The sequence below is a fragment of the Ochrobactrum sp. SFR4 genome (assembly GCF_019730395.1).
GTDB lineage: Bacteria > Pseudomonadota > Alphaproteobacteria > Rhizobiales > Rhizobiaceae > Pseudochrobactrum.
Map to the genome: position 1 here is coordinate 1 of NZ_JAAPBB010000003.1, position 25447 is coordinate 25447.

Annotated in this window: 24 protein-coding genes; 21 read left to right on the forward strand and 3 right to left on the reverse strand. The window is 51.2% G+C overall.

Annotated features, from left to right (window positions below; translation table 11 throughout):
• Positions 1-107: 107 nt before the first annotated feature.
• On the reverse strand, positions 108-473 hold the full coding sequence (locus tag HBA93_RS04165; protein WP_121992734.1) for a hypothetical protein: 366 nt from the start codon (positions 471-473) through the stop codon (positions 108-110).
• Between the two features lie 595 nt (positions 474-1068).
• On the opposite strand from HBA93_RS04165, the gene HBA93_RS04170 reads away from it, so the two are divergent.
• From HBA93_RS04170 to HBA93_RS04255, 18 genes are all read left to right on the forward strand, one after another.
• Positions 1069-1434: an NADH-quinone oxidoreductase subunit A gene (locus HBA93_RS04170; RefSeq protein WP_022711745.1), complete on the forward strand. Its 366-nt coding sequence runs from the start codon at positions 1069-1071 to the stop codon at positions 1432-1434.
• A gap of 17 nt (positions 1435-1451) precedes the next feature.
• Positions 1452-2039, forward strand: a complete 588-nt coding sequence (locus HBA93_RS04175; RefSeq protein ID WP_221722634.1) for a NuoB/complex I 20 kDa subunit family protein — start codon at positions 1452-1454, stop codon at positions 2037-2039.
• Between the two features lie 12 nt (positions 2040-2051).
• Positions 2052-2660: an NADH-quinone oxidoreductase subunit C gene (locus HBA93_RS04180; protein WP_221722635.1), complete on the forward strand. Its 609-nt coding sequence runs from the start codon at positions 2052-2054 to the stop codon at positions 2658-2660.
• Positions 2661-2688: 28 nt separating this feature from the next.
• Positions 2689-3129 (forward strand): GFA family protein, encoded by a 441-nt coding sequence (locus tag HBA93_RS04185; protein ID WP_116088136.1) that lies wholly within the window; start codon positions 2689-2691, stop codon positions 3127-3129.
• The gene (locus HBA93_RS04190) at positions 3122-4315 is read left to right on the forward strand and encodes an NADH-quinone oxidoreductase subunit D (protein ID WP_121992733.1); all 1194 of its coding nucleotides are present in this window, start codon (positions 3122-3124) and stop codon (positions 4313-4315) included. Before HBA93_RS04185 ends, HBA93_RS04190 begins: the two co-directional genes overlap by 8 nt.
• Positions 4315-4944: an NADH-quinone oxidoreductase subunit NuoE gene (nuoE, locus tag HBA93_RS04195; RefSeq protein WP_121992732.1), complete on the forward strand. Its 630-nt coding sequence runs from the start codon at positions 4315-4317 to the stop codon at positions 4942-4944. Before HBA93_RS04190 ends, nuoE begins: the two co-directional genes overlap by 1 nt.
• A gap of 3 nt (positions 4945-4947) precedes the next feature.
• Positions 4948-6255 carry an NADH-quinone oxidoreductase subunit NuoF gene (nuoF, locus tag HBA93_RS04200; RefSeq protein WP_121992731.1) on the forward strand — a complete coding sequence of 436 codons (1308 nt, stop codon included), beginning with the start codon at positions 4948-4950 and terminating at the stop codon, positions 6253-6255.
• Between the two features lie 127 nt (positions 6256-6382).
• Complete coding sequence (gene nuoG / locus HBA93_RS04205; protein WP_221722446.1) at positions 6383-8464, forward strand: NADH-quinone oxidoreductase subunit NuoG; 2082 nt, start codon at positions 6383-6385, stop codon at positions 8462-8464.
• A 223-nt stretch (positions 8465-8687) separates the two neighbouring features.
• The gene (nuoH, locus tag HBA93_RS04210) at positions 8688-9734 is read left to right on the forward strand and encodes an NADH-quinone oxidoreductase subunit NuoH (protein WP_121992729.1); all 1047 of its coding nucleotides are present in this window, start codon (positions 8688-8690) and stop codon (positions 9732-9734) included.
• An 11-nt stretch (positions 9735-9745) separates the two neighbouring features.
• Positions 9746-10237 carry an NADH-quinone oxidoreductase subunit NuoI gene (gene nuoI, locus HBA93_RS04215; protein ID WP_113942865.1) on the forward strand — a complete coding sequence of 164 codons (492 nt, stop codon included), beginning with the start codon at positions 9746-9748 and terminating at the stop codon, positions 10235-10237.
• Between the two features lie 210 nt (positions 10238-10447).
• Positions 10448-11068: an NADH-quinone oxidoreductase subunit J gene (locus HBA93_RS04220; RefSeq protein ID WP_122094144.1), complete on the forward strand. Its 621-nt coding sequence runs from the start codon at positions 10448-10450 to the stop codon at positions 11066-11068.
• Positions 11069-11081: 13 nt separating this feature from the next.
• Positions 11082-11390: an NADH-quinone oxidoreductase subunit NuoK gene (nuoK, locus tag HBA93_RS04225; protein WP_022711734.1), complete on the forward strand. Its 309-nt coding sequence runs from the start codon at positions 11082-11084 to the stop codon at positions 11388-11390.
• Positions 11391-11397: 7 nt separating this feature from the next.
• Positions 11398-13380, forward strand: a complete 1983-nt coding sequence (nuoL, locus tag HBA93_RS04230; protein WP_221722447.1) for an NADH-quinone oxidoreductase subunit L — start codon at positions 11398-11400, stop codon at positions 13378-13380.
• On the forward strand, positions 13380-14885 hold the full coding sequence (locus tag HBA93_RS04235) for an NADH-quinone oxidoreductase subunit M (RefSeq protein ID WP_221722448.1): 1506 nt from the start codon (positions 13380-13382) through the stop codon (positions 14883-14885). The genes nuoL and HBA93_RS04235 overlap by 1 nt, the downstream gene beginning before the upstream one ends.
• Positions 14886-14902: 17 nt before the next feature.
• Positions 14903-16339, forward strand: coding sequence for an NADH-quinone oxidoreductase subunit NuoN (nuoN, locus tag HBA93_RS04240; RefSeq protein WP_122094150.1), 1437 nt, complete (start codon positions 14903-14905; stop codon positions 16337-16339).
• 74 nt (positions 16340-16413) lie between these two features.
• Complete coding sequence (locus HBA93_RS04245) at positions 16414-17196, forward strand: biotin--[acetyl-CoA-carboxylase] ligase (protein WP_221722449.1); 783 nt, start codon at positions 16414-16416, stop codon at positions 17194-17196.
• Positions 17197-17327: 131 nt separating this feature from the next.
• Positions 17328-17870 (forward strand): GrpB family protein, encoded by a 543-nt coding sequence (locus HBA93_RS04250; RefSeq protein WP_221722450.1) that lies wholly within the window; start codon positions 17328-17330, stop codon positions 17868-17870.
• Between the two features lie 212 nt (positions 17871-18082).
• Positions 18083-19801: a ribonuclease J gene (locus HBA93_RS04255; RefSeq protein ID WP_221722451.1), complete on the forward strand. Its 1719-nt coding sequence runs from the start codon at positions 18083-18085 to the stop codon at positions 19799-19801.
• A 54-nt stretch (positions 19802-19855) separates the two neighbouring features.
• On the opposite strand, the gene HBA93_RS04260 is transcribed toward HBA93_RS04255, so the two are convergent.
• Positions 19856-20566, reverse strand: a complete 711-nt coding sequence (locus HBA93_RS04260) for a hypothetical protein (RefSeq protein ID WP_286201750.1) — start codon at positions 20564-20566, stop codon at positions 19856-19858.
• Between the two features lie 384 nt (positions 20567-20950).
• Between HBA93_RS04260 and HBA93_RS04265 the strand changes: the two genes are divergently transcribed.
• Positions 20951-21217, forward strand: coding sequence for a DUF1467 family protein (locus tag HBA93_RS04265; RefSeq protein ID WP_121992725.1), 267 nt, complete (start codon positions 20951-20953; stop codon positions 21215-21217).
• 58 nt (positions 21218-21275) lie between these two features.
• On the opposite strand, the gene HBA93_RS04270 is transcribed toward HBA93_RS04265, so the two are convergent.
• The gene (locus HBA93_RS04270) at positions 21276-21977 is read right to left on the reverse strand and encodes a hypothetical protein (RefSeq protein WP_221722453.1); all 702 of its coding nucleotides are present in this window, start codon (positions 21975-21977) and stop codon (positions 21276-21278) included.
• A gap of 147 nt (positions 21978-22124) precedes the next feature.
• On the opposite strand from HBA93_RS04270, the gene HBA93_RS04275 reads away from it, so the two are divergent.
• Together HBA93_RS04275 and proS are read left to right on the forward strand one after the other, a co-directional pair.
• Positions 22125-23201, forward strand: a complete 1077-nt coding sequence (locus tag HBA93_RS04275) for a helix-turn-helix domain-containing protein (protein WP_221722454.1) — start codon at positions 22125-22127, stop codon at positions 23199-23201.
• Between the two features lie 897 nt (positions 23202-24098).
• Positions 24099-25427 carry a proline--tRNA ligase gene (proS, locus tag HBA93_RS04280; RefSeq protein WP_022711724.1) on the forward strand — a complete coding sequence of 443 codons (1329 nt, stop codon included), beginning with the start codon at positions 24099-24101 and terminating at the stop codon, positions 25425-25427.
• The last annotated feature ends 20 nt before the right edge of the window (positions 25428-25447 follow it).

Here is a 25447-nt window from a genome sequence, read left to right on the forward strand (position 1 = left end):
TTAGAGTGCCGGCCTGTCACGCCGGAGGTCGCGGGTTCGAGCCCCGTCACTCGCGCCACTTTCTCTTCTTTAAAATACAGTTTGTGAGAAAGTGGCGCACCCCGCTTCTATTTAATTTCCTGTTGTGAGTTTTGTTGCGTTACTGATGGCGTAGCCTTGGTATTCTCTTTGGTTGCATCATCGATGATCAGGAGGAAGAGGGCTGTCAGGAAAAGGAGCATGCCCGCGATAAGGCTTTTGCGTGCGGGCTGCAGATTGATTTGGTTTTCATTCTTTACTGGTCTGGAGATTAGCCAGGGGACGCAGCCTGTCAGAAAAAGCGCGGCCAGCATTGTTAGCAGTGAAGCAAGCATGAGAGGCGTAATTTTTTCAGCGGGTTCTGATGTAAGATAAAATATAATGCCTATGCCTGAGACAGTGTATGCTGAAGCTACAGTGCAAAGACCGGGAACAACGCCGGTTGGTGCGTGCATGGCAATACTATCCGTAAAGTTATTGGCCAGAATTACGTCTATGGTAGCTTCAGCGAGAGCAGTTGCCAGCTGTCAGTTTTGCGTGATGCATTCTATGAATGCGTACGTTGCTGCGTTTTTTGATTCTTTTTTTATATTCGTATAATGTTGTGATGGATGGTGATGCGATCGGGATGCGTTACTCTTTGGCGTCAGGGCAGGGGTTTAATCTGGTGACTTCACGTTTTCGGGAGTGGTGCAGACGTTCTGCCGGTTCAATTTCAACACATGGCGTTTGAGCTGATGTGGATATTGTCGGTGGAACTTAAATAAACCGAACCGTATCAGGCTGTGTTATTAGGTCCGGCTGAGTTGTTAACAGGTTGGCTTTTATTAATCATATCCGTGTGAGTGCATGGCAGTCATGTGCTTTAAAGGCTTGCGCAATTGGGTTGACTACGATAACCGTCCCCACACAAAGCACTGTATTCGCACGGCACGCCATTTGAAGCTGTTTGGGCGAGATTGATTGTAAGGTGCAATGTGTCACATGGCTGTAGCCGTCAAATGGCTTATGTAGTGCACAACTTTACATCTTGAAGCCGGAAATAGGGTAATGAACGAGCTTTTAAGTTCCTATCTGCCGATCGTCATTTTTATTGGCGTGGCAATGGTGATCGGAATTGCGTTGCTGGTAGCGCCGTTCCTGGTCGCGTACAGACAGCCGGATCCAGAAAAACTATCCGCCTATGAGTGCGGATTTAACGCATTTGACGATGCGCGCATGAAATTCGACGTGCGTTTCTATCTGGTATCCATTCTTTTCATCATCTTCGACCTTGAAGTTGCATTCCTGTTCCCGTGGGCTGTGTCCTTCGGTGAAATTGGCATGTTCGGTTTCTGGTCCATGATGGTCTTCCTTGGTGTGCTCACCATCGGCTTCATTTATGAATGGAAGAAGGGAGCCCTCGAATGGGATTGACCTCTGGCCAAAACACTATGTCTTCTAATGCCAATGTGGGTGGCGGGACGCTGATTGCTCCCCGCCCTAAGGGTATTATTGATCCGAATACCGGCAAGCTGATCGGTCAGGATGATGCGTTTTTCGGCGAGCTGAATAATGAACTGTCCGATAAGGGCTTCATTGTTACCTCTGCTGATGCACTGATTACATGGGCGCGCACCGGCTCGCTGATGTGGATGACCTTCGGTCTGGCCTGCTGTGCTGTGGAAATGATGCATATTTCCATGCCGCGCTATGATGCTGAGCGTTTCGGTATTGCGCCGCGTGCGTCTCCGCGTCAGTCCGACGTAATGATCGTTGCGGGTACGCTGACCAATAAAATGGCACCGGCACTGCGCAAGGTTTACGACCAGATGCCGGAGCCGCGCTATGTGATCTCCATGGGCTCCTGCGCGAATGGTGGTGGTTACTACCATTACTCCTATTCTGTTGTGCGTGGTTGTGACCGTGTTGTTCCGGTTGATATCTATGTGCCGGGCTGCCCTCCGACCGCTGAAGCACTGCTCTACGGCATTCTCATGCTGCAGAAGAAGATTCGCCGCACCGGTACGATTGAGCGTTGATTGGGGGATATGATGATTCAAGAAGCTCTCAATGAACTCTCGGCCTATCTGTCCGAACGCCTTGAAGGCAAGATCGATGAAACATCGCTGTGTTACGGTGAACTGAGCATCACTGTGCCGGGCAGCCAGATTATTTCTGTGCTGACATTCCTGCGCGATGATGTGCAGTGCCAGTTCGTGAATTTCACCGATCTGAGCGGTGTTGACTATCCGGGTCGCGTCAATCGTTTTGATGTGGTTTATCAGCTGATGTCACCGCGTCATAACCTGCGTATCCGCATTCGTGTGATCACGGATGAAGATACACCGGTTCCGTCAATCACCGGCGTTTATCCGGGTGCATTGTGGTACGAGCGTGAAGCCTACGACATGTACGGTATTCTGTTCTCCGGCCATCCGGATCTGCGTCGTCTGCTGACAGATTACGGTTTTGAAGGTCATCCGCTGCGTAAGGATTTCCCGCTGACTGGTTTTGTCGAAGTCCGTTATGATGATCAGGTCAAGCGCGTTGTTTACGAGCCGGTTGAGCTGCGTCAGGAATTCCGTAATTTTGATTTCTTGTCCCCGTGGGAAGCAACAGATTATGTGCTTCCGGGCGATGAGAAAGCGAAGTCTAATTAATCTGTCACGTTAGCTGAAGGATTTCAAAATGTCTGATGGTGCTAAGTTGGAAGGTCGCTGCCTCTGTGGTTCAGTGCAGTTTTCGGCGAAGCCTGTAAGTGACGAAATGGGCGCCTGCCACTGTTCAATGTGCCGCCGCTGGTCCGGCGGTGTGTTTCTGTGTGTGGATTGCGGAGATAGCCTTGAAATCACCAAAGGTGATGATCTGGGCTTTTACGGTTCATCCGCATGGGGTGAGCGCGGTTTCTGCAAGGTCTGCGGTTCCACGCTGATGTGGCGCATGCAGGACGGCTCCCATAATGTTGTTTCTGTTCAGGCGTTTGAAAATCCTTCGCAATTCAGGTTTACGACAGAGATCTATATCGATTGTAAGCCTGATAGTTACGCTTTTGCCAATGATACGAGCAAAATGACGGAAGCAGAGTTTCTGGCAGCTTTTGCCTCTACACAGGATGCCGAGAATGGCTGAGACACAAGTAAGAAATTTTAATATCAACTTCGGCCCGCAGCATCCGGCGGCGCACGGCGTTCTGCGTCTGGTGCTCGAGCTCGATGGCGAAGTCGTGGCGCGTGTTGATCCGCATATCGGCCTGCTGCATCGCGGTACCGAAAAGCTGATGGAAGCCAAGACCTATCTTCAGGCTGTGCCTTATCTCGATCGCCTCGATTACGTAGCGCCGATGAATCAGGAGCACGCCTATGCACTGGCAGTTGAACGCCTGCTCGGTGTTACAGTACCGAAGCGCGGTCAGCTGATCCGTGTGTTGTTTTCTGAAATTGGTCGTATTCTCAATCATATTCTGAACGTGACCACACAGGCCATGGACGTTGGTGCGCTGACGCCGCCGCTCTGGGGTTTTGAAGAACGTGAAAAGCTGATGGTATTCTACGAGCGCGCTTGTGGTGCCCGTATGCATGCGGCTTATTTCCGTCCGGGCGGTGTTCATCAGGATCTGCCGGAACAGCTCGTTCAGGATATTGCCAACTGGATTGATCCGTTCCTCAAGACCACGCTGAGCAATCTCGATAACCTGATTACACCAAACCGTATTTTCAAGCAGCGTAACGTTGATATCGGCGTTGTCAGCCTTGAAGATGCATGGGCATGGGGCTTCTCCGGTGTCATGGTTCGCGGTTCAGGTGCTGCATGGGATCTGCGTAAGTCGCAGCCTTATGAATGCTATAATGAAATGGAATTCGACATTCCGATCGGTAAGAACGGCGACTGCTATGACCGCTATCTGATCCGTATGGAAGAAATGCGCCAGTCCGCATATATCATGCGCCAGTGCTGTGAACTGCTGCTCGGCAAAGAGCGCGTCGGCCCTGTGTCGAATACAGATAATAAAATTGTTCCGCCAAAACGTGGCGAAATGAAACGCTCGATGGAAGCTCTCATCCATCATTTCAAGCTTTACACTGAAGGTTACCATGTGCCGGAAGGCGAGGTATATGCCGCAGTTGAAGCACCAAAGGGTGAATTCGGTGTTTATCTGGTGTCTGACGGCACCAATAAACCGTATCGTTGCAAATTGCGTGCACCGGGTTTTGCTCATCTTCAGGCCATGGATTTCCTGTGCCGCGGTCATATGCTGGCCGACGTCTCCGCGATCCTTGGCTCGCTCGATATTGTGTTTGGTGAGGTAGACCGCTGATGTCCGTCCGTCGTCTCGCAGATGATTCCGTTCAGCCGGCCAGCTTTTCGTTTAATGCGGAAAATCAGGTCTGGGCTGAAAAGACAATTAAGAAATTCCCTGAAGGTCGCCAGCAGTCTGCGGTTATCCCGCTACTGATGCGTGCGCAGGAGCAGGATGGCTGGGTCACTAAGGCTTCCATCGAGCATATTGCTGCGATGCTGGAAATGCCGCTGATCCGCGTTCTGGAAGTGGCAACATTCTATACCCAGTTCCAGCTGAAGCCGGTTGGCACACGCGCCCATATTCAGGTTTGCGGCACAACACCATGCGCATTGCGCGGTGCTGAAGAGCTGATGAAAGTGTGCAAACACAAAATTCATCACGATCCGCTGACACCAAATGCTTCGGGCACGCTGTCCTGGGAAGAAGTTGAATGTCAGGGTGCTTGCGTCAATGCGCCGATGGTCATGATCTTCAAAGACGCTTATGAAGACCTGACACCTGAACGCCTTGAAGAAATCATTGATGCTTTCGAGGCAGGCAAGGGCGATACCATCAAGCCGGGCCCGCAGATCGACCGTGATTTCTCTGCGCCGATTGGTGGTTTGACATCTTTGACCGATGGCAATCCGAAAGCGGAGGGCTGATTGATGCTGGCTGATAAAGATCGTATTTTTACAAATATTTATGGCCTGAAAGACAAGTCGCTTAAAGGCGCTATGTCCCGTGGTCACTGGGATAATACCAAAGGTCTGGTCGAAAAAGGCCGTGACTGGATCATCAATGAGATGAAGGCTTCGGGCCTTCGCGGTCGTGGCGGTGCGGGCTTCCCGACCGGCATGAAATGGTCCTTCATGCCAAAGGAAAGCGACGGTCGTCCGCATTATCTCGTCGTCAATGCCGACGAATCGGAGCCGGGCACCTGTAAAGACCGTGATATCATGCGCCATGATCCGCATACGCTGATCGAAGGCTGCGTGATTGCCGGTTGTGCAATGGGCGCACATACAGCTTACATTTATATCCGCGGTGAATTCATGCGTGAGCGTGAAGCCCTGCAGGCAGCAATTGATGAATGCTACGCAGCCGGTCTGCTTGGCAAAAACAACAAGTGCGGCTGGGATATGGACGTGTTCGTTTCCCACGGTGCGGGCGCTTATATCTGCGGTGAAGAAACTGCGCTGCTGGAAAGCCTTGAAGGCAAAAAAGGCCAGCCACGTCTGAAGCCGCCATTCCCTGCGAATATGGGTCTCTACGGCTGCCCGACCACTGTGAACAACGTGGAATCGATTGCTGTTGCTCCGACCATTTTGCGTCGCGGCGGCGCATGGTTCTCTTCCATTGGTCGTCCGAACAATGTGGGCACCAAGCTGTTCCAGATTTCCGGTCATGTGAACACACCATGCACCGTGGAAGAAGCTCTTGGTATTCCGTTCCGCGAACTGATTGAAAAACATGCCGGCGGTATCCGCGGCGGTTGGGACAATCTGCTCGCTGTTATTCCGGGTGGTGCATCCTGTCCTGTGGTTACCGCAGAAAACATGATGGACGCCATCATGGATTTCGACGGTATGCGCGATGTTAAGTCGTCTTTCGGTACCGGCGGTCTTATCGTTATGGATAAGTCGACCGATATCATCAAAGCGATTGCCCGTCTGTCGGCCTTCTTCAAGCATGAAAGCTGCGGCCAGTGCACGCCTTGCCGTGAAGGCACAGGCTGGATGTGGCGCGTTATGGAACGCATGGTTACCGGTAATGCGCAGAAGCGCGAAATCGACATGCTGTTTGATGTGACCAAGCAGATTGAAGGTCACACGATCTGTGCGCTTGGCGATGCGGCTGCATGGCCTATTCAGGGTCTGATCCGCAATTTCCGTCCGGAAATTGAAAAGCGTATTGATGATTATACCCGCAATGCTGTTCAGAGCCGTAACATCCGGCTCGAAGCTGCGGAATAAGCTTCAGGGCAGGCCGGTTGCGGTCTGCCCGTTTAGTCATAATGCGGCATTGTCGCAGAATTAATATGATGCGGCGGATGCCGCGGGTTTAAAAGAATGCGGCAAGTGCCGCAGGTTTGGACAAGCGATGGCAAAGATCAAAGTTGACGGTAACGAGATCGAAGTACCCGATCACTACACGCTTCTTCAGGCAGCCGAAGAGGCTGGCGCTACCGTGCCGCGTTTCTGTTTCCACGAACGCCTCTCCATTGCCGGCAACTGCCGCATGTGCCTGGTTGAAGTTAAAGGCGGACCGCCGAAGCCGGCTGCATCCTGCGCTATGGGCGTACGTGATCTGCGTCCGGGCCCGAACGGCGAAACACCTGAAATTTTCACCAACACACCTATGGTCAAAAAGGCTCGTGAAGGTGTGATGGAATTCCTGCTGATCAACCACCCGCTGGATTGCCCGATTTGCGATCAGGCCGGTGAGTGTGATCTTCAGGATCAGGCAATGGCTTTCGGTACCGATGGTTCGCGTTACCGCGAAAACAAACGTGCTGTTGAAAACAAATATATCGGCCCTCTGGTCAAAACGATTATGACACGCTGCATTCACTGCACGCGCTGCGTTCGTTTCACCACGGAAGTTGCCGGTATTTCTGAACTCGGCCTCACAGGTCGCGGTGAAGATGCTGAAATCACCACCTATCTCGAACGCGCAATGACCTCTGAATTGCAGGGCAATGTGATTGATCTGTGCCCGGTCGGTGCGCTGACATCCAAGCCTTACGAGTTTCAGGCACGTCCTTGGGAGCTGAACAAGACCGAGTCTATCGACGTGATGGATGCTCTTGGTTCAAATATCCGCGTTGATACCCGTGGTCGTGAAGTGATGCGTATTATGCCGCGTCTGAACGAACAGGTGAACGAAGAGTGGATTTCCGACAAGACCCGTTTCATCTGGGATGGTCTGCGCACACAGCGTCTGGATCGCCCGTATGTCCGCGTCAATGGTCGTCTGCAGGCTGCAAGCTGGTCTGAGGCATTTGCTGCGGTTAAAGCTGCTGTTGCCAAGACTTCCGCTGCCAAAATCGGTGCAATTGCCGGTGATCTGGCCAATGTGGAAGAACTCTACGCACTGAAGAGCCTGATGACCAAACTCGGTTCCGTCAATATTGACGCCCGTCAGGATGGTGTTGCGCTTGATCCGAAATTCGGCCGCGCTTCTTATATCTTCAATCCGACGATTGAAGGCATCGAACAGGCTGATGCGATTCTAATCATCGGTTCCAACCCGCGTTTTGAAGCTTCGGTGCTCAATGCACGTATTCTGAAGCGTCAGCGTCAGGGGGGGCTGCAGATTGGTCTGATCGGCGAACAGGCAGATCTGCGTTATGCTTACAATTATCTCGGCGCCGGTTCTGATACGCTGGCTCAGGTTGCAAGCGGCAAAGACAAGTTCTTTGATGTTCTGAAAAATGCACAGCGCCCGCTGATCCTGATCGGTCAGGGTGCACTGACCGGTGAAACCGGTGAGGCTGTTCTTGCTCAGGCTGCTCAGCTGGCAAATGCTGTTGGCGCTGTGAGCGAAGAGTGGAACGGTTTTGCAGTTCTGCACACTGCCGCTGCCCGCGTCGGTGCTCTGGATCTCGGCTTCGTGCCGGGTGAGGGCGGTGCTAAGGCTGCTGACATGGTTGGCCAGATGGATGTGCTGTTCCTTGCCGGTGCAGATGAACTGGATCTGTCCAACAAAGGTTCGAGCTTCGTTGTCTATATCGGTACCCATGGTGATGCCGGTGCCCACGCTGCTGATGTGATCCTGCCAGGTTCCACCTATACAGAAAAATCCGGTACCTATGTGAATACGGAAGGCCGCGTACAGCTGGCAAACCGTGCCGGTTTTGCTCCGGGTGAAGCCAAGGAAGACTGGGCGATCCTGCGTGCATTGTCTGATGTACTGGGTGCGAAACTGCCGTTTGATAATCTGACACAGCTGCGTTCAGCACTTTATGCGGACTATCCGCACATGGCGCAGATTGACGCAGTGGCAGCAGGACAGGTTGCAGACCTTGCAGCTCTTGGCGCAAAAGCAGCTCCGGTAAAAGGCGTTACATTTACTTCGCCTGTTACAGATTTTTATCTGACAAACCCGATTGCCCGTGCATCAGCTGTAATGGCTGAATGTTCCGCGCTGGCAAAGGGCGGCTTCCAGCAGGCAGCCGAATAAGCATTGATGCAAGCAGCTCCTTAAGCTTTTGGGTTTAAGGAGCTGATATTGCAAAGCAATTTCAGGAAAAGTGGGAACCGGTTTTCCGTCCGAAATTGCGTCAACAAAAAACAGAGCATTTTCACATTTTCATTAATTTGGAAATGCTCTGATAAAATAAGGTTTACAGCTTGCCCTTGCGTGGGACAAAAACCACGCAGTGCTGTAAGAGAGAGACGGGAAAATGGACGGTATTTTTGCAGCTTACGTCTTACCGGCGCTGATCATAGCGCTGAAGTCAGTCGTTCTGCTCGTCGTATTGCTGATTGTTGTAGCCTATCTGCTTTATGCAGATCGTAAGATCTGGGCTGCGGTACAGTTGCGTCGGGGACCAAACGTTGTCGGCCCTTGGGGACTGTTTCAGGCTTTTGCGGATCTTTTGAAATTCGTATTCAAAGAGCCGATCATCCCATCGGGTGCCAACAAAGCCGTGTTCCTGCTGGCGCCGTTTATTTCGGCACTGCTGGCATTGGCAACATGGGCGGTTATTCCGGTCAGTGAAGGCTGGGCAATTGCCAATATCAATGTCGGTATCCTTTATATTCTCGCTATATCTTCGCTTGAAGTTTATGGCGTGATTATGGGTGGCTGGGCTTCAAACTCGAAATATCCGTTTCTCGGTGCACTGCGCTCCGCAGCGCAGATGGTTTCTTATGAAGTTTCGATCGGTTTTGTGATTGTAACAGTTCTGTTGGTTGCCGGTTCCCTGAACCTGACCGATATCGTCCTGTCCCAGTCCACAGGTCTTGGGACTTCGCTGGGTCTGCCGAATTCGTTCCTCGACTGGAACTGGCTCGTGCTGTTCCCGATGTTCGTGATCTTCTTCATCTCGGCACTGGCGGAAACCAACCGTCCTCCGTTCGATCTGGTTGAAGCGGAGTCCGAACTTGTTGCCGGTCACATGATCGAATACTCGTCAACACCGTTCCTGCTGTTCTTCCTCGGTGAATATGTTGCCATCACTCTGATGTGCGCATTGATGACCATTCTGTTCCTTGGCGGCTGGCTGCCAATCGTGGATGTATGGTTCCTCGCATGGGTGCCGGGCATTGTCTGGTTCATGCTGAAGCTCTGCATGTGCTTCTTCATGTTTGCGATGGTTAAGGCATTTGTACCGCGTTACCGTTATGACCAGCTGATGCGTCTGGGCTGGAAAGTATTCCTGCCGATCTCGCTGTTCATGGTTGTGGCAACCGCTGCATTCCTCAAATTCACCGGCCTTGCAGGTTAAGGAGACATCACATGGCTTCTATCGCTCAAGCCGCTAAATCACTGCTTCTGAAAGAATTCGTCGGAGCATTCTTTCTCTCCATGCGTCAGTTCTTTGCGCCTAAGGCAACATTGAACTACCCGCATGAAAAAGGTCCTGTTTCACCGCGCTTCCGCGGTGAACATGCCCTGCGCCGCTATCCGAATGGTGAAGAACGCTGCATCGCCTGTAAGCTTTGCGAAGCGATCTGCCCGGCACAGGCAATTACAATTGAAGCCGGTCCGCGCCGCAATGACGGAACCCGCCGCACCGTGCGTTATGACATTGATATGGTCAAATGCATTTATTGCGGTTTCTGTCAGGAAGCCTGTCCGGTTGATGCGATTGTTGAAGGGCCGAATTTCGAATTCGCCACGGAAACCCGCGAAGAGCTTTACTATGATAAAGAAAAGCTGCTCGCTAATGGTGACCGTTGGGAACGCGAACTTGCGCGCAACATCGCAATGGATGCACCTTATCGTTAAGATGGGCTTGGCCCACCGGATCGTTAAGATGACTTCCTCTGCCTTAAGAGGGCAGGGCTAATATTTAAGTTGGTGCAATAGCCGGAGCTTATTGGTGCTCATGGCTGTTGTGCTTGAAGTTTTGCCTCATGTCGCGGTTCTTGGCTGTAGGATATGAGGTGGTAGGACAGGCAAGTTGCCTTGCCAAGTTAAAGGATATTGGGGAACCCCATGCTGACAGGTATAGCGGCGGCGTTTTTCTATTTATTCGCCTTCATCATGATTGCGAGTGCGCTGATGGTTATCACCGCACGCAATCCCGTTCACTCGGTCTTGTTTCTGATTTTGGCTTTCTTCAACGCAGCGGCTTTGTTCCTGCTGACGGGCGCTGAATTCCTGGCAATGATCCTTGTGGTTGTTTATGTCGGTGCTGTGGCGGTTCTCTTCCTCTTCGTCGTCATGATGCTGGATGTGGATTTTGCTGAGCTCAAACAGGGTGCGCTTAAACATGCGCCGGTTGGAGCTTTGGTTGGTGTGGTTCTGCTGGCAGAATTGATCCTGGCATTCTCCGCTTCGATCTTCTCGCCGAAAATTGCAGCAAATGCCGCTTACCCAATCCCTGATGTGGCGACACGCCAGAATACACAGGCGCTTGGTGACATTCTCTATACAGATTTCGTTTTCTACTTTCAGGTTGCCGGTCTGATCCTGCTGGTGGCGATGATCGGCGCGATTGTGCTGACCCTGCGCCATAAAGAAGGTGTCAAACGTCAGTCGATCCCGGCGCAGGTTGCCCGTACTCCGGAAACTGCGATCGAGATCAAAAAAGTCGAAACAGGCAAGGGTATTTAACAGGAGCCTCATGATGGTAGTCGGTATCGAACATTATCTGACCGTGTCGGCGATCCTGTTTACGCTTGGCGTTTTCGGGGTTTTCCTCAACCGTAAGAATGTGATCGTCATTTTGATGTCGGTCGAGCTTATTCTTCTCTCGGTCAATCTGAACTTTATTGCGTTTTCCGCAACGCTCGGCGATCTGGTCGGGCAGGTTTTCGCACTCTTCGTCCTGACTGTTGCGGCTGCTGAAGCGGCAATCGGTCTTGCTATTCTTGTCGTGTTCTTCCGTAACCGTGGTTCGATCGCGGTGGAAGATGTCAATGTCATGAAAGGTTGACGGGCAGATGCTCTACTACGCGATCGTCTTCCTTCCGCTGCTTGGTTTTCTTATTGCCGGTCTGTTCGGCAATAAGATTGGTGCCAAGGCCAGCGAATATATTACTTCCGGCTTCCTCGTTATTGCAGCTGCGCTGTCCTGGGTTGCCTTCTTTACAATTGCAATGGGTTCGTCCGAGCCTGTCCGTGTGCCGGTTCTGCACTGGCTGACTTCCGGTACCCTGTCTTTTGACTGGGCGATCCGTGTGGATACACTGACCGCGATCATGCTTGTTGTTATCAACAGCGTGTCGGCGCTCGTGCATATCTATTCTATCGGCTATATGCATCACGATCCGCATCGTCCGCGTTTCTTTGCCTATCTGTCGCTGTTTACTTTTGCGATGCTGATGCTGGTTACCTCTGACAATCTGGTTCAGATGTTCTTCGGTTGGGAAGGCGTGGGTCTTGCATCCTACCTGCTGATCGGCTTCTGGTATAAGAAACCTTCGGCCAATGCGGCTGCGATGAAAGCTTTCGTAGTCAACCGCGTTGGTGACTTCGGCTTCCTGCTTGGTATTTTCGGTATCTTCGTTCTGTTCGGCGCCGTGGATTATGCCACGATCTTCTCGACAGCCCAGAATTATGCTGCCGGTGAAAATGCATCGCAGGTTGTCTTAAGTTTCCTCGGTTTTGAACTCGACAAACAAGGTGCTCTGACCGTTGTTGCATTGCTGCTCTTCATGGGCGCGATGGGTAAATCGGCGCAGTTCCTGCTGCACACATGGTTGCCTGATGCGATGGAAGGCCCGACACCAGTGTCGGCTCTGATTCACGCGGCGACAATGGTGACCGCAGGTGTGTTCATGGTTGCGCGTATGTCGCCGATCTTTGAACAGTCTGAAACAGCTCTGCTGGTTGTGACCATTATCGGTGCGATCACTGCCTTCTTTGCCGCGACCGTTGGTCTGGTACAGAACGATATCAAGCGCGTTATTGCTTATTCGACCTGTTCGCAGCTCGGTTACATGTTCGTGGCACTCGGCGTCGGCGCTTACGGCGCTGCCGTATTCCACCTGTTCACACACGCATTCTTTAAAGCTCTGCTGTTCTTGGGCGCCGGTTCGGTGATCCATGCGGTATCAGACGAGCAGGATATGCGTCGTATGGGTGGTCTGCGTAAGCTGATCCCGACGACTTACTGGATGATGATCATCGGTACTGTGGCGCTGACAGGTCTTGGTATTCCGGGCACTGTTATCGGTACTGCCGGCTTCTTCTCCAAAGATGCGATTATTGAATCTGCATTTGCTTCGCACTCAGCTGCATCGGGCTTTGCCTTCACGCTGCTGGTGATCGCTGCTGCATTCACATCTTTCTACTCATGGCGTCTGATTTTCATGACTTTCCACGGTAAGCCACGCGCCACCGCTGAAGTTATGCATCACGTTCATGATTCACCTCCGGTTATGCTGGTGCCGCTGTTTGTTCTCGCAGTTGGTGCACTTTTCGCAGGCTTCTTCTTCGTTGGTTACTTCTTCGGCGATCATTATGATGCCTTCTGGAAGGGCGCTCTGTTCACCGGTGCGGATAACCACATCCTGCATGACTTCCATGGCGTGCCGACCTGGGTTAAATTCTCACCATTCATCGCAATGGTACTGGGTTTCATCTTTGCCTGGGCTTTCTATATCCGTTCGCCGGAAACACCGAAGGCAATTGCAGCCCGTCATCCCGGTCTGTACCAGTTCCTGCTGAACAAGTGGTATTTCGACGAACTCTATGACTTCCTGTTCGTGCGACCTGCCATGGCTCTTGGCCGTTTCCTCTGGAAAACCGGTGATACCAAGATCATTGACGGCATGGGTCCGAATGGTGTGGCGACTCGTGTGGTCGGCATTACCAACCGCGTTGTTAAACTGCAGAGCGGTTACCTTTATCACTACGCATTCGCGATGCTTATCGGTGTCGCCGCGCTCGTCACCTGGATGATGATCGGGAGCTCTTTCTGATGACCGACTGGCCAATTCTCTCAACGGTCACGTTTCTGCCGCTCGTAGGTGCGTTCTTGATCCTCTTGATCAAGGACGACAGCGAGGCAGCGCGCCGCAATATCCGTAATGTTGCATTTCTGACCACAATCTTTGTGTTTGCATTGTCTCTGGTGATCTGGGCAGGCTTTGATAATTCAAATGCCGGTTTCCAGATGGTTGAGAAACATGCATGGTTCGGTGAAGGCATCAGCTATCACATGGGCGTGGACGGTATTTCCATGCTGTTTGTGGTTCTGACCGCATTCCTGATGCCGTTCTGTATTCTGGCGAGCTGGAAGTCCGTGGACTTCCGCGTCAAGGAATATATGGTTGCGTTTCTGATACTTGAAACGCTCGTTATCGGTGTGTTCTGCGCACTGGATATGTTCCTGTTCTACGTCTTCTTTGAAGCGAGCCTTATTCCGATGTTCATTATCATCGGTGTATGGGGTGGTCAGCGCCGCGTTTACGCCAGCCTGAAATTCTTCCTCTATACGCTGCTGGGCTCGGTGCTGATGCTCATTGCTATGATGGCAATGTATTTCACCGCCGGCACAATGGATATTCCGACCCTTCTGGCTTACGACTTCCCTGCATCAATGCAGACATGGTTGTGGCTGGCCTTCTTTGCTTCTTTCGCAGTGAAAATGCCGATGTGGCCGGTTCATACGTGGTTGCCTGATGCGCACGTTGAAGCGCCGACAGCCGGTTCGGTTATTCTGGCTGGTATTCTCCTGAAACTCGGTGGCTACGGCTTCCTGCGTTTCTCGCTGCCGATGTTCCCGCTGGCTTCTGCTGATTTCGCACCATTCGTATTCTGGCTCTCGGTTATCGCCATTGTTTACACCTCTCTGGTGGCTCTGGTTCAGACCGATATCAAAAAGCTGATCGCCTATTCGTCCGTTGCCCATATGGGTTATGTGACTATGGGTATCTTTGCTGCCAATGCGCAGGGTGTACAGGGTGCACTGTTCCAGATGCTGTCACACGGTATCGTTTCCGGTGCGCTGTTCCTTTGCGTGGGCGTGGTTTATGACCGTATGCACACGAGAGAGATCTCGGCCTATGGCGGTCTGGTCAATAACATGCCGAAATATGCGGTTGTGTTCCTGATCCTCACCATGGCCAATGTTGGTTTGCCAGGGACTTCCGGCTTTATCGGTGAATTCCTGACACTGTTCGGTGTATTCCAGGCCAATACTTGGATTGCTGTGATTGCAACAACCGGTGTTATCCTGTCGGCTGCCTATGCGCTTTACCTCTATCGCCGCGTCATTTTCGGTGCGCTTGATAAAGAAAGCCTGAAAGCACTGCTGGATCTTTCACCACGTGAAAAAGCGATCCTGTATCCGCTCGTCATTCTGACGATCTTCTTCGGTGTCTATCCGGTTCCGGTCTTTGATGCGACTGCGAATGCCGTTGACGCTCTGGTCACCAACTACAATGCGGCTGTGGCAAGTGTTGCCATGCCTGTTGCAAATTAAGACGAAGGCATCGAGCGATGTACACCGATCTGATTGCCCACCTTACTCTCGCTGCACCGGAGGTGCTGCTCGCAGTTGGCGCCTTGGTGCTGCTGATGGTGGGGGTATTCTCCGGCGACCGCGCCAGCACTATTGTTACGGGTCTTTCCGTAGCATTGCTGCTGGGTGCGCTCGCACTCGTGCTGGTTTTCCCTGCTGACGGCGCTGCTTTCGGCACGGCATTCATCAGCGACAGCTTCACCCGTTTCATGAAAGTGCTGACCCTGATCGGTTCGGTTGTCACACTGATCATGTCGGTTGGTTTTGCCAAAGACCAGAAATTCAACAAGTTTGAGTTTCCGGTTCTGGTCGTGCTTTCGACCGTTGGTATGCTGTTGATGGTTTCTGCCAACAATATGCTGGCTCTCTATCTCGGCCTCGAAATGTCGTCACTGGCACTCTATGTGCTGGCCGCTTTCAACCGCGACAGCGTACGCTCCACAGAAGCCGGTTTGAAATATTTCGTTCTCGGCGCTCTGTCTTCAGGTATGCTGCTTTACGGTATTTCTCTGGTCTATGGTTACACCGGCACAATCAACTTTGCTGATATTGCCGCTGCCGTTACCGGTGGCGAGCGTCAGCTGGGTCTGGTCTTCGGTCTGGTCTTCATCATGGCTGGTCTGGCATTCAAAATTTCCGCTGTTCCGTTCCATATGTGGACACCGGACGTTTATGAAGGCGCACCAACCCCTGTAACCGCTTTCTTTGCTGCTGCTCCGAAAATGGCTGCTGTTGCTTTGCTGGTTCGCGTGACCATGGGGGCCTTTGCACCGCTGACCGCTGACTGGCAGCAGATCATCGTCTTCGTGGCTCTGGCTTCGATGATCCTCGGTGCTTTTGCAGCGATCGGTCAGAAGAACATCAAACGCCTGATGGCTTATTCGTCCATCAGCCATGTTGGTTATGCTCTGGTCGGTCTGGCTGCCGGTACTGTAGACGGTGTGCGCGGCGTTGCTATTTACATGCTGATCTATCTGGTGATGACACTGGGTACATTTGCATTCATTCTGGCAATGCGTAACAAAAACGGCACTGTTGAAGAGATCAATGATCTGGCAGGTCTGTCCCGCACCAATCCGGTGATGGCAACGATCATGACCATTTTCCTGTTCTCGCTTGCAGGTATTCCTCCGCTGGCCGGCTTCTTCGGTAAGTGGTACACATTCCTTGCAGCTGTTCAGGCTGGTCTTGTGCCGCTGGCGGTTATCGGTATCGTGGCTTCTGTAGTCGGTGCGTTCTACTACCTGCGCATGATCAAGATCATGTGGTTCGATGAGCCAGCAGCTGGTCTTGAAGCACCTGCCGGTGAACTGAAGCTGGTAATGGGCGTATCTGCAGCTTTCGTTCTGCTCTATGCACTGATTGCTTCGCCGATCATGATCTGGGCGACAAATGCTGCCAAAGCATTTTTCTGATAAGATCTGAATAGAACATGTTATAAACGCCCGGTTTTGTGCCGGGCGTTTTTGTTTCTGCACAGGCTGGCTGAATGGATGACAGAGAGATTATGACTTTTGTACTGAGCGAAAAAACAATCGCTGCCGGATATCGGGTAAAAGAATTTGACCATATCGGCTCAACCAATGCCGAAGCTCTGATTGATGCGCAGACCGGTGAGGCGGGGTTTGTCTGGTATGTGACCAAAGATCAGCGCTCCGGCCGTGGTCGCCGTGGTCGCGAATGGTCAACGCAGACCGGCAATCTGGCTGCAACCCTGCTGCTTATTCATGATTATCCGCTGGAACTGGCCGCAACGCTGAGTTTCGTCGCCGGTCTTTCTCTGGTTGAAGCCGTTGAGCAATTGTTGCCGGATACGCAAACACGATTTCAGCTGAAATGGCCGAATGATGTGCTGGCTGATGGTGCTAAACTATCGGGTATCCTGCTGGAATCCAGTTTGTTGAAAGACGGGCGCAAGGCTCTGGTTATCGGCATTGGTGTGAATGTCCTGCATATACCGGAAGGTGTGCCCTATATGGTGAGCAGCCTGAAAGACAATGGCTATGCACAAGGTGCCGAACAGCTTCTGCAGGCTCTGGCAGAACGCTTTGCTGTGAACTTTGCTTTGTGGAATGACGGTCAGGGGCTGGAAACAATTCGTACCCATTGGTTGCGCCACGCAGCAAGACTGGGCGAAGTCATTCGGGTGCAAAGCGGCGGAGAGACATTGGAAGGTGTGTTCTCTTCCATTGATGCTCAGGGGCATCTGGTTCTGAGCCTGCCACAGGGACGTAAACGGATGATCTCAGCAGGTGAAGTTTTTTTCGGTTAGATGGCCACAGAGAAGCCAGCGTATTGCTCCGGAAAATGTGATGCGATTTGGGAAAAAGGCGCGCTATAGACAAAACAGACCTTTCCGTTGAAACAAGCAGACCGGAAATGTTTTTATGTGAGGAGAATCTGATGCCGCCAGCCTTTAAAGTCGAGCTTCTTGCCCATGATCCGGAATGGCATGATGCTGCGCAAAAAGAGATTGCTGTTTTAAAGGCGGAGCTAGCAGAGTGTCTCGTTACGATTCATCATGTTGGTTCTACTGCCATTGCCGGTATTCATGCCAAGCCGGTTTTTGATCTGATACCGGTTGTTCACACCGTAGAGCAGCTTGATGCGTATCAGCATACGCTTGAAGCACTCGGCTATGAATGGTGGGGTGAGTTTGGACTTCCGGGCCGGCGTTATTGTACTAAGGAAGATGCGGTAAATGGCAAGCGTCTGGTGCAGCTGCATTGTTATGCACAAGGATCAGACGAGATTACACGCCATCTCGCCTTTCGTGATTATCTTCGTGCGCATCCGATAATCGCACAGAATTATGATGCGGTGAAGGCGCATTGCCGAAACCTGCATCCGGACAATTCCCATGATTATGGTGACTGCAAACATGAATGGATCAGCAAAACCGAAGCAGCGGCTTTGCGATGGTATAATAGTCATACAGCGCAATAATGCATAAAACCTGCTGTCAAAATTCAGTTTTCTTTTCGTAAGTCGGGAATTTTACACAACTATTCTTGCTTCTCGTCTCTTTAGAGGTCATGAAATTAATTACGTTGAATTTGTATTGCCGCATATGCCACATGCTCTGCTTTTTGCTGTTATCAGGCAATAGGGCTGTTCGTGCAGGTAATGATCTGAGTTATAAATTTTGAGGAGGGGGAATGCCCCAGTCCCGTTTGGATGATGTGCAAAATGATAGCCGTGTGAATGACAAAGAGGAACTGGTGTTCCTGCCATTGGGCGGTGTCGGCGAAATCGGTATGAACCTTGCAATGTACGGCTACGGGCCGGAACATGCGCGTGAATGGATCATTATCGATATGGGCGTGAGTTTTGCAGGTCCTGAATTGCCGGGGGCTGACCTGATCCTGCCGGATATTCGTTATCTGGAAGCCGAGCGTAATAATATCCGCGGGATTATTATTACCCACGCTCACGAAGACCATTATGGTTCGCTGCTGGATCTCTGGCCGCGTCTGCGCCTGCCGGTTTATGCGACTCCGTTTACCGCCGGATTGCTCGAAGCCAAACGTCAGGCCGAATATAATGCACCGGAAATTCCGGTGACTGTGTTCCGTGCCGGTGAAAGCTTTGAAGTAGGTCGCTTCAAGATTGAGGCACTCGCCGTCACCCACTCGATTCCTGAGCCGGTATCGCTGGCGATTACCACGCCGCTTGGTCGTGTGATCCATACAGGCGACTGGAAGATTGATCCGGAGCCGTCGCTCGGGCCTGTGCTTGACGAAACCCGTTTTGAGCAGCTGGGTAATGAAGGCGTGCTGGCACTGGTCTGCGACAGTACTAATGCGATGCGCGAGGGTGAATCGCCGTCCGAGCGTCAGGTATCGGAAAGCCTGCGTGAGCTGATCGAAAATGCCAAAGGCCGTGTGGCAATTACTACATTCTCTTCCAATGTCGGCCGTATCCGCTCGATTGCCGAGGCGGCACGTGATGCCGGCCGTCAGGTGCTGGTGGTTGGCCGTTCAATGAAGCGCTGTATCTCGGTAGCAACCGAGCTTGGCTATATGGAAGGTCTGCCGGAATTCCTTTCCGAGGAAGACTATGGTTATGTCCCGCGTGAAAATGTGGTGATGGTACTGACCGGTAGTCAGGGTGAACCACGCGCTGCGCTTGCCAAACTGGCGCGCGATGAAATGCGCTCACTGGCGCTGACCGCCGGTGATACGGTGATTTTCTCGTCGCGTACTATTCCGGGCAATGAAAAATCAATCATTGAAATTAAAAACATGCTGATCGAGCAGGGCATTAAGATCATCTCTGATGATGATGCGCTTGTGCATGTTTCCGGCCATCCGCGCCGCAATGAGCTGAAGCGCATGTATGCGTGGGTACGCCCGCAAATTCTTGTGCCGGTGCATGGTGAAGCAGCGCATCTGGTTGCACAGGGCACATTGGGCATACAGGCTGGTATTCCGGATGTGGCACAGGTGCGTAACGGCGATGTGCTGCGGCTGGCGCCGGGGCCTGCAAAGATTATTGATGAAGCACCTTATGGTCGTATTTATAAAGATGGTCGCCTGATTGGTGATGAAGATGAAATGGGCATCACCGAGCGCCGCAAGCTGGCCTATGTCGGCCATGTGGCGGTGTCAATTCTTCTCGATAACCAGCATAAAATCTATGATGAACCAGAGGTTGTAGCCTTTGGTTTGCCGGAAGAAGATAGTCAGCGAAATCTGATTGAAGACCTGCTCTATGATGCAGTCGTCAGCGCTGTTGACAGTATTCCGCGTGCGCGTCGCAAGGATATAGAGCTGGTGCGTGAAGCCGCGCGGCGTGCAGTGCGTGCCGCTGCTAATGATGTCTGGGGCAAAAAGCCGGTGACCACGGTTTTTGTCACCCGTATACCGGAAGCCTGATATTTCTGTTCAGGATGAATATTGTACCGCCGGTGAGCCTCTCACCGGCGGTTTTTATTTGGGAAACAGGAATGTTACTGTAAAGCGTGCGCCCCAGTCAGGGCCGTTATCGGGTTTACTGGCGAAATATTGGCCGGTAACGCCAAGGCTGACATGCTGCTTGCCGAAAGTGAAGACTTTGGAAATGCCGAGATCAACCGGTATTGTCCATTGCTCATTCGTCCAGTCATAGGTCATCTCACTATTGAGCGACAAGCCGACTGTATTGGGAAAAGTATAGCTGATAAAAGGCTGGATCAGTGTGGCACTGACATTCTGCCGGTCGCTCTCACCGGCAAAAGACCAGATATGATTGGTCAGCGCACCCATCGTCCAGCCATGCTGTTGTTTGAGCACAACAGCAGTCGGGCCTGCACCCCATTTCTGATTGCCGAGCATGGCATTGGTGGCGGTCGGCCACAGAAAGGCCGGCCCTGCACCCCAGACGATGCCGTTTGTTTCCTGAACCGGAGACAGGAAAAAGCTCTGTACCGTATCACCAAGCCCGAATCTCGCTCCGATATCCGGCGCAGGGGAGCTTTGATGAATGATTGGCACAATGGTGCGTATGATCAAATTCCAGTCGGCATTGAGGGAAAAGGGAATAACCGGCTGAATATTGGTAGTAAAACGACCGGCATTACTCGCGCCAGTGCAACAGGTATAAGTGTTTTGAATAGGTACGCTTATGAGGCTGGAAACCGGATTGGCCAGTTTTTTTGCCAATTGTTGTGCATCGGTTTCTTGCGCTTTGGCAGCAGGAATGAAACTAACAATACTGCATAATATGAATATTAAAATGTTGCGTATCATTGACTAATGACCTGATATTATTCGAAATAATAAACAGGTTAAGCGCGCCGTCTGAAATTTGAAGCTGGCATTTTTATGCGTATCATTGTGGGGAACTGCGTGATGCTGGAGCGTATCCCGAAAAGTGCATAGCGGTTTGCGGATAAGATACGCGTAAAAACAAAAAGACAGAGCATTTCCCATGTTTCAAGAGCAACTGAAATGCTCTGTCACTTGCCCGTGCTCTTTTGCTGATCTATGGTGCAGCCAATAAAGATGCATAATGCTTTAGCCGGTGGTTATGCGGGGAGGAAGAATATGTCTGTAATATCCGGAATGGCGATCTATTTTATCATCTGGTGGACAAGTCTGTTTGCCATGCTGCCTTTCGGTCTTCGTACACAGGCAGAAGAGAATAATATTGTGCGCGGCACGGTCGCGAGCGCACCGGCGCGCCCGCGAATCTGGCTGGCTTTTCTGCGTACGACTATTCTTGCGACAGTCATTTTCGGCCTGTTTTGGTTTGTAACGCAGAAACTCGGTTTCGGTCTGGATGATATTCCGCACTTCTTCCCGGAACTGTGAATCACATTCTGAAATATTTTCCATAAAGTACTGTAATTATAACGCTATTCGATAGTTTTTATCGGATTTCTGTGCGCGCATAATCGCCTGAAATCAGGATTTCCGGCTTTGCTCCCTGTGTATTCCGTAGTTTGGCATCGAGTAGTGAGGCTTTGGAATGGATGCGATAACTGACCGAAGTGCCTTTCGGAAAAATCAGACTCGTATCCAGCGCGCGACCGGCAATATCAATCTGTTCCGGCTGTGTTGTACCATCAAATTGCAGTCTGGTGCGGAAAGCGTCACCACGAATTCTGACTGAGGTGGCAGAGCCTTGCAGGTCGATATCTGCGGCTCGGGTTTCTATATTCAGATCTGCGAATTGTCCCTGCAAATCCCCTTTGAAAGCAGGCTGATTAATCGTCACGCCTGCATTGCGCGGCAGATTGATTTGCAGATAGGTGCTGCACTCAGACAGATCATACCAGCTACTGTTTTTCGCTTTAATCAGTAATGTCTGGCCGCTGACAATCATCTCGCCTTTGGATTTACAGTCATTATAGAACCAGCCGGAAAGCCAGCCTGATGGCTTGGCACTCATGACAGCCAGCTGTTTCTGATCGTCTTTCGCGTTCAAGCGGATAAGGCTGGCATCACCGCTGATCGTTACGCTCTTTATGCCCTCTGTTGTAACGGATTTTTCTGATGCACTTGTTTCATTGCTGCAACCGCTGAGCGTGAGAATGGCGGAAAGTAAAATTGAGAGAAGCATATAGTCCATTATTTTGATCCTGACTGCGTTGAGAATGCATGGATCATTTGCCGGACTGTGTATTTCTGCGACCTGAAACAGGATCAAGGTCGACGCATAACGTGTTTTGCTTCATGTTCCTGATCGCAAGATAAGACAAGACCGAGATATTTGCCGATGATTTTTATTCCGCTGCCATTTGTGCTGACAATATTACTGGCCATTATATTGGTGCAGCTCTTGCGCAATCGCGAGACAGGAAGTCGGGCAGATATGTTTTTTATCGCGCTGATCGGCACCTATATGCTGCAATCGGTTTTGCTCGGCTTGCGCTGGGGGTATGACATCCTTGCTGTTCTGCCAGTACAGATTTTGCTGGCGACGATAATTGCCGGACTGTCATATTTAAGTTTTCGCAGTCTCACGGTGCAGAATAGTGATGATGCCTTGCGGGTCGATAAAATCTGGCCGCATTTGCTGCCGGTATTAGCGGTGTTTGTGTTGCTGCTTATACGCCGCGATCTGGCTGCATTGGCAATTATCGTGATTTTTTTGGCCTATGGTTTGGCTTTGCTGCGCCTGAGTTTTGCGGGGCCGGATGTGCTGATTGCTGCGCGGCTCGACGGGGTCATGCGTTCCTATCGGGCGATGCAGATGACTGCCGCGATGCTGATCGGATCTGTGATCGTCGATATCTTGATTAATTTCGATTTTCTCTGGAATAGCGGCCGCTATTCCCCCTCGATCATTCTGGTGACCAATATTCTGTCGCTGCTTGTATTGGGCGCGGCGGCCGGTGTGGCGCTGAATAATCGCACCAATGCCGATGAAGATGAACGGGATGAGGGGAAGGCACCTGCACTTACAGCTGAGACTGCACTGACAACAGAACAGCATCTGGCAATTGTGACTGAGTTGGATGCGCTGATGCAGGATAAACAGCTCTATAAGGATATGGAGCTTAATTTGAAGCGCATCGCACATCGGCTGCGCAGACCACCGCGCCATGTGTCTGAGGCGGTTAATCGTTGTCGCGGGATGAGCGTATCTGTCTATGTGAATAATTTTCGCGTGGAGGAGGCATGCCGTCTGTTGCGGGAGACGGACGAGCCGGTGACGCAGATTACATTTGCCAGCGGCTTTCTCACCAAATCGAATTTTAATCGCGAGTTTTTGCGTGTGAGGGGCATGAGCCCCAAAGCATTTCGCAGTCAGATGGTAACATCTGACGTCCGCGATAATGCGTCTTGCTAAAAATCGTTTCGCAGTCAGATGGTAACATCTGACGTCCGCGATAATGCGTCTTGCTAAAAACCGTTTCGCAGTCAGATGGTAACATCTGATGCCCGCGATAATGCATCTTGCTAAAAACCGTTTCGCAGTCAGATGCTTGCCGCGAACTCATGCGGGTGAATAGCGCGTCGGATATGGAGCGGGTTGGGGCAGATTGCTTTATTGTTGCGGTCAAGCAAAACCCGAGTTTATAATCACACTATATTTGTATTATTAAGATGTAAAAAAAAGCAAGGCGTTAGCCTTGCTGATAAAATACGCGTCCAACTCGTTTCCTTGTTACAGGCGGCTGCGAAATACCGCGCCTGAGTTGCATCCTCCCAAGACTTTGACCGCGTGAGAGAGTAGTTAAGCCTGCTCTCTGTTGTCGTTGCTTGGAAAATAGAATGAGAAATATCAGTTGTCACGCTTTTTTTTAAGCGCAGACACAAAAATGCCATAAGAATTGAAGCCGAAATGCAAATTTCAAGATTTTTAATTCGATTTAAACTGAAGTTTTCATAAGAAATGCAGTTTTTAGAGTGATTTTTTGATGAAAATCGAAAATGTAAAAAAATTGTCACAAAGAAATAAAACTGAAGCTGAACCTGTCTTTTCCCGTTTAAGCAGCCGTAAATGCTCTAAAGCTCACATTATTTTTATCCTGCTCTCTTGAAATATGAGGAATCATCGGACGCTGCCATAATTTGGCAGGCTTTATCCGTCAGGTCTGCACATCTCCGTGACTGAAGAAATGCTGGCTCCGCTCTGCGTGAGACGGGTTTTCATTGCCATGATAAGTGGTTAATAAACACGGGAGATTTTATGTGTTTTTTCCTGATTCTAACGGGATCGGGAGCAATTTCCGGTGGTTCCTCCATGCGTATGTCGCGATTCTTTTTGCCGATCCTGAAAGAAAATCCAAAAGAGGCAGAAATTGTCTCCCATCGTCTGATGCTGCGTGCGGGGATGATCCGTCAGCAGTCAGCCGGTATTTACACATGGCTGCCGCTGGGTCTGAAGGTTCTGAACAAGGTCAATACGATCATTCGTGAAGAGCAGAACCGCGCAGGCGGCAATGAAATTCTGATGCCGACAATCCAGTCCGCTGATCTGTGGCGCGAAAGCGGCCGTTATGATGCTTACGGCAAGGAAATGCTGCGCATTAAAGACCGCTCCGAGCGTGAAATGCTGTTCGGCCCGACCAATGAAGAAATGGTCACCGATATTTTCCGCTCTTATGTGCGCTCATATAAAGACCTGCCGCTGAACCTCTATCACATTCAGTGGAAATTCCGTGACGAAGTGCGTCCGCGTTTCGGCGTGATGCGTTCGCGTGAATTCCTGATGAAAGATGCTTATTCTTTCGACCTGAATTATGAAGGCGCAAAAGCCGCTTACTACCGTATGTTCGTTTCTTATCTGCGCACATTCTCCCGTATTGGCGTGCAGGTGGTTCCGATGCGTGCAGATACCGGCCCGATCGGCGGCGATCTGTCCCATGAATTCATCATTCTGGCGGATACCGGCGAAAGTCAGGTTTTCTGTGACCGCGCTTATCTCGATCTGAAAGTGCCGGGTGCGGATATCGACTTCTTCGATGATGCAGCAATGGCATCTATCGTTGACCAGTGGACAACGCCTTACGCTGCGACTGAAGAAATGCATGACGAAGCCGCATGGGCAAAAGTTGATGCAGGCAATCAGGTTGCTGCACGCGGTATTGAAGTTGGTCACATTTTCCATTTCGGCACCAAATATTCCGAGCCAATGGGCGCGAAAGTGCAGGGACCGGACGGCAAAGAACATCTGGTTTCCATGGGCTCTTACGGCATCGGCCCTTCACGCGTGGTTGCCGCAACGATTGAAGCATCCCATGACGAAAACGGTATCATCTGGCCGAAAGCCATTGCGCCGTTTGGTGCAGGTATCGTCAATATGAAGCCGGGTGATGCAGCTTGCGATGCAGTCTCTGAAAAACTCTATGAAGCCCTGACCAATGCCGGTCTCGATCCGCTGCTCGATGACAGCGACGACCGTCCGGGTTCGAAATTCGCAACGATGGATCTGATCGGTGTGCCGGTGCAGATCATTGCCGGTCCTCGCAGCGTTGCCAATGGCGAAGTTGAAGTCAAAGATCGTAAAACCGGTGAACGTCAGACTATGACTGTTGAAGCCGCAATCAATCTTCTGACTGCGGGGCAGTAATGTTCAAAAAGCCTGCGACA

Bases quoted from the DNA above. Each gene is read 5' to 3' on its own strand.
- HBA93_RS04270 (WP_221722453.1), bottom strand. From the start codon at position 21,977: ATGGACTATATGCTTCTCTCAATTTTACTTTCCGCCATTCTCACGCTC.
- HBA93_RS04265 (WP_121992725.1), top strand. From the start codon at position 20,951: ATGTCTGTAATATCCGGAATGGCGATCTATTTTATCATCTGGTGGACA.
- nuoN (WP_122094150.1), top strand. From the start codon at position 14,903: ATGTACACCGATCTGATTGCCCACCTTACTCTCGCTGCACCGGAGGTG.
- nuoK (WP_022711734.1), top strand. From the start codon at position 11,082: ATGGTAGTCGGTATCGAACATTATCTGACCGTGTCGGCGATCCTGTTT.
- HBA93_RS04175 (WP_221722634.1), top strand. From the start codon at position 1,452: ATGTCTTCTAATGCCAATGTGGGTGGCGGGACGCTGATTGCTCCCCGC.
- nuoI (WP_113942865.1), top strand. From the start codon at position 9,746: ATGGCTTCTATCGCTCAAGCCGCTAAATCACTGCTTCTGAAAGAATTC.
- HBA93_RS04185 (WP_116088136.1), top strand. From the start codon at position 2,689: ATGTCTGATGGTGCTAAGTTGGAAGGTCGCTGCCTCTGTGGTTCAGTG.
- HBA93_RS04170 (WP_022711745.1), top strand. From the start codon at position 1,069: ATGAACGAGCTTTTAAGTTCCTATCTGCCGATCGTCATTTTTATTGGC.
- nuoE (WP_121992732.1), top strand. From the start codon at position 4,315: ATGTCCGTCCGTCGTCTCGCAGATGATTCCGTTCAGCCGGCCAGCTTT.
- nuoF (WP_121992731.1), top strand. From the start codon at position 4,948: ATGCTGGCTGATAAAGATCGTATTTTTACAAATATTTATGGCCTGAAA.
- HBA93_RS04220 (WP_122094144.1), top strand. From the start codon at position 10,448: ATGCTGACAGGTATAGCGGCGGCGTTTTTCTATTTATTCGCCTTCATC.
- HBA93_RS04250 (WP_221722450.1), top strand. From the start codon at position 17,328: ATGCCGCCAGCCTTTAAAGTCGAGCTTCTTGCCCATGATCCGGAATGG.
- HBA93_RS04275 (WP_221722454.1), top strand. From the start codon at position 22,125: ATGATTTTTATTCCGCTGCCATTTGTGCTGACAATATTACTGGCCATT.
- nuoH (WP_121992729.1), top strand. From the start codon at position 8,688: ATGGACGGTATTTTTGCAGCTTACGTCTTACCGGCGCTGATCATAGCG.
- HBA93_RS04245 (WP_221722449.1), top strand. From the start codon at position 16,414: ATGGATGACAGAGAGATTATGACTTTTGTACTGAGCGAAAAAACAATC.
- nuoL (WP_221722447.1), top strand. From the start codon at position 11,398: ATGCTCTACTACGCGATCGTCTTCCTTCCGCTGCTTGGTTTTCTTATT.
- proS (WP_022711724.1), top strand. From the start codon at position 24,099: ATGCGTATGTCGCGATTCTTTTTGCCGATCCTGAAAGAAAATCCAAAA.
- HBA93_RS04190 (WP_121992733.1), top strand. From the start codon at position 3,122: ATGGCTGAGACACAAGTAAGAAATTTTAATATCAACTTCGGCCCGCAG.
- HBA93_RS04235 (WP_221722448.1), top strand. From the start codon at position 13,380: ATGACCGACTGGCCAATTCTCTCAACGGTCACGTTTCTGCCGCTCGTA.
- nuoG (WP_221722446.1), top strand. From the start codon at position 6,383: ATGGCAAAGATCAAAGTTGACGGTAACGAGATCGAAGTACCCGATCAC.
- HBA93_RS04165 (WP_121992734.1), bottom strand. From the start codon at position 473: ATGCACGCACCAACCGGCGTTGTTCCCGGTCTTTGCACTGTAGCTTCA.
- HBA93_RS04180 (WP_221722635.1), top strand. From the start codon at position 2,052: ATGATTCAAGAAGCTCTCAATGAACTCTCGGCCTATCTGTCCGAACGC.
- HBA93_RS04255 (WP_221722451.1), top strand. From the start codon at position 18,083: ATGCCCCAGTCCCGTTTGGATGATGTGCAAAATGATAGCCGTGTGAAT.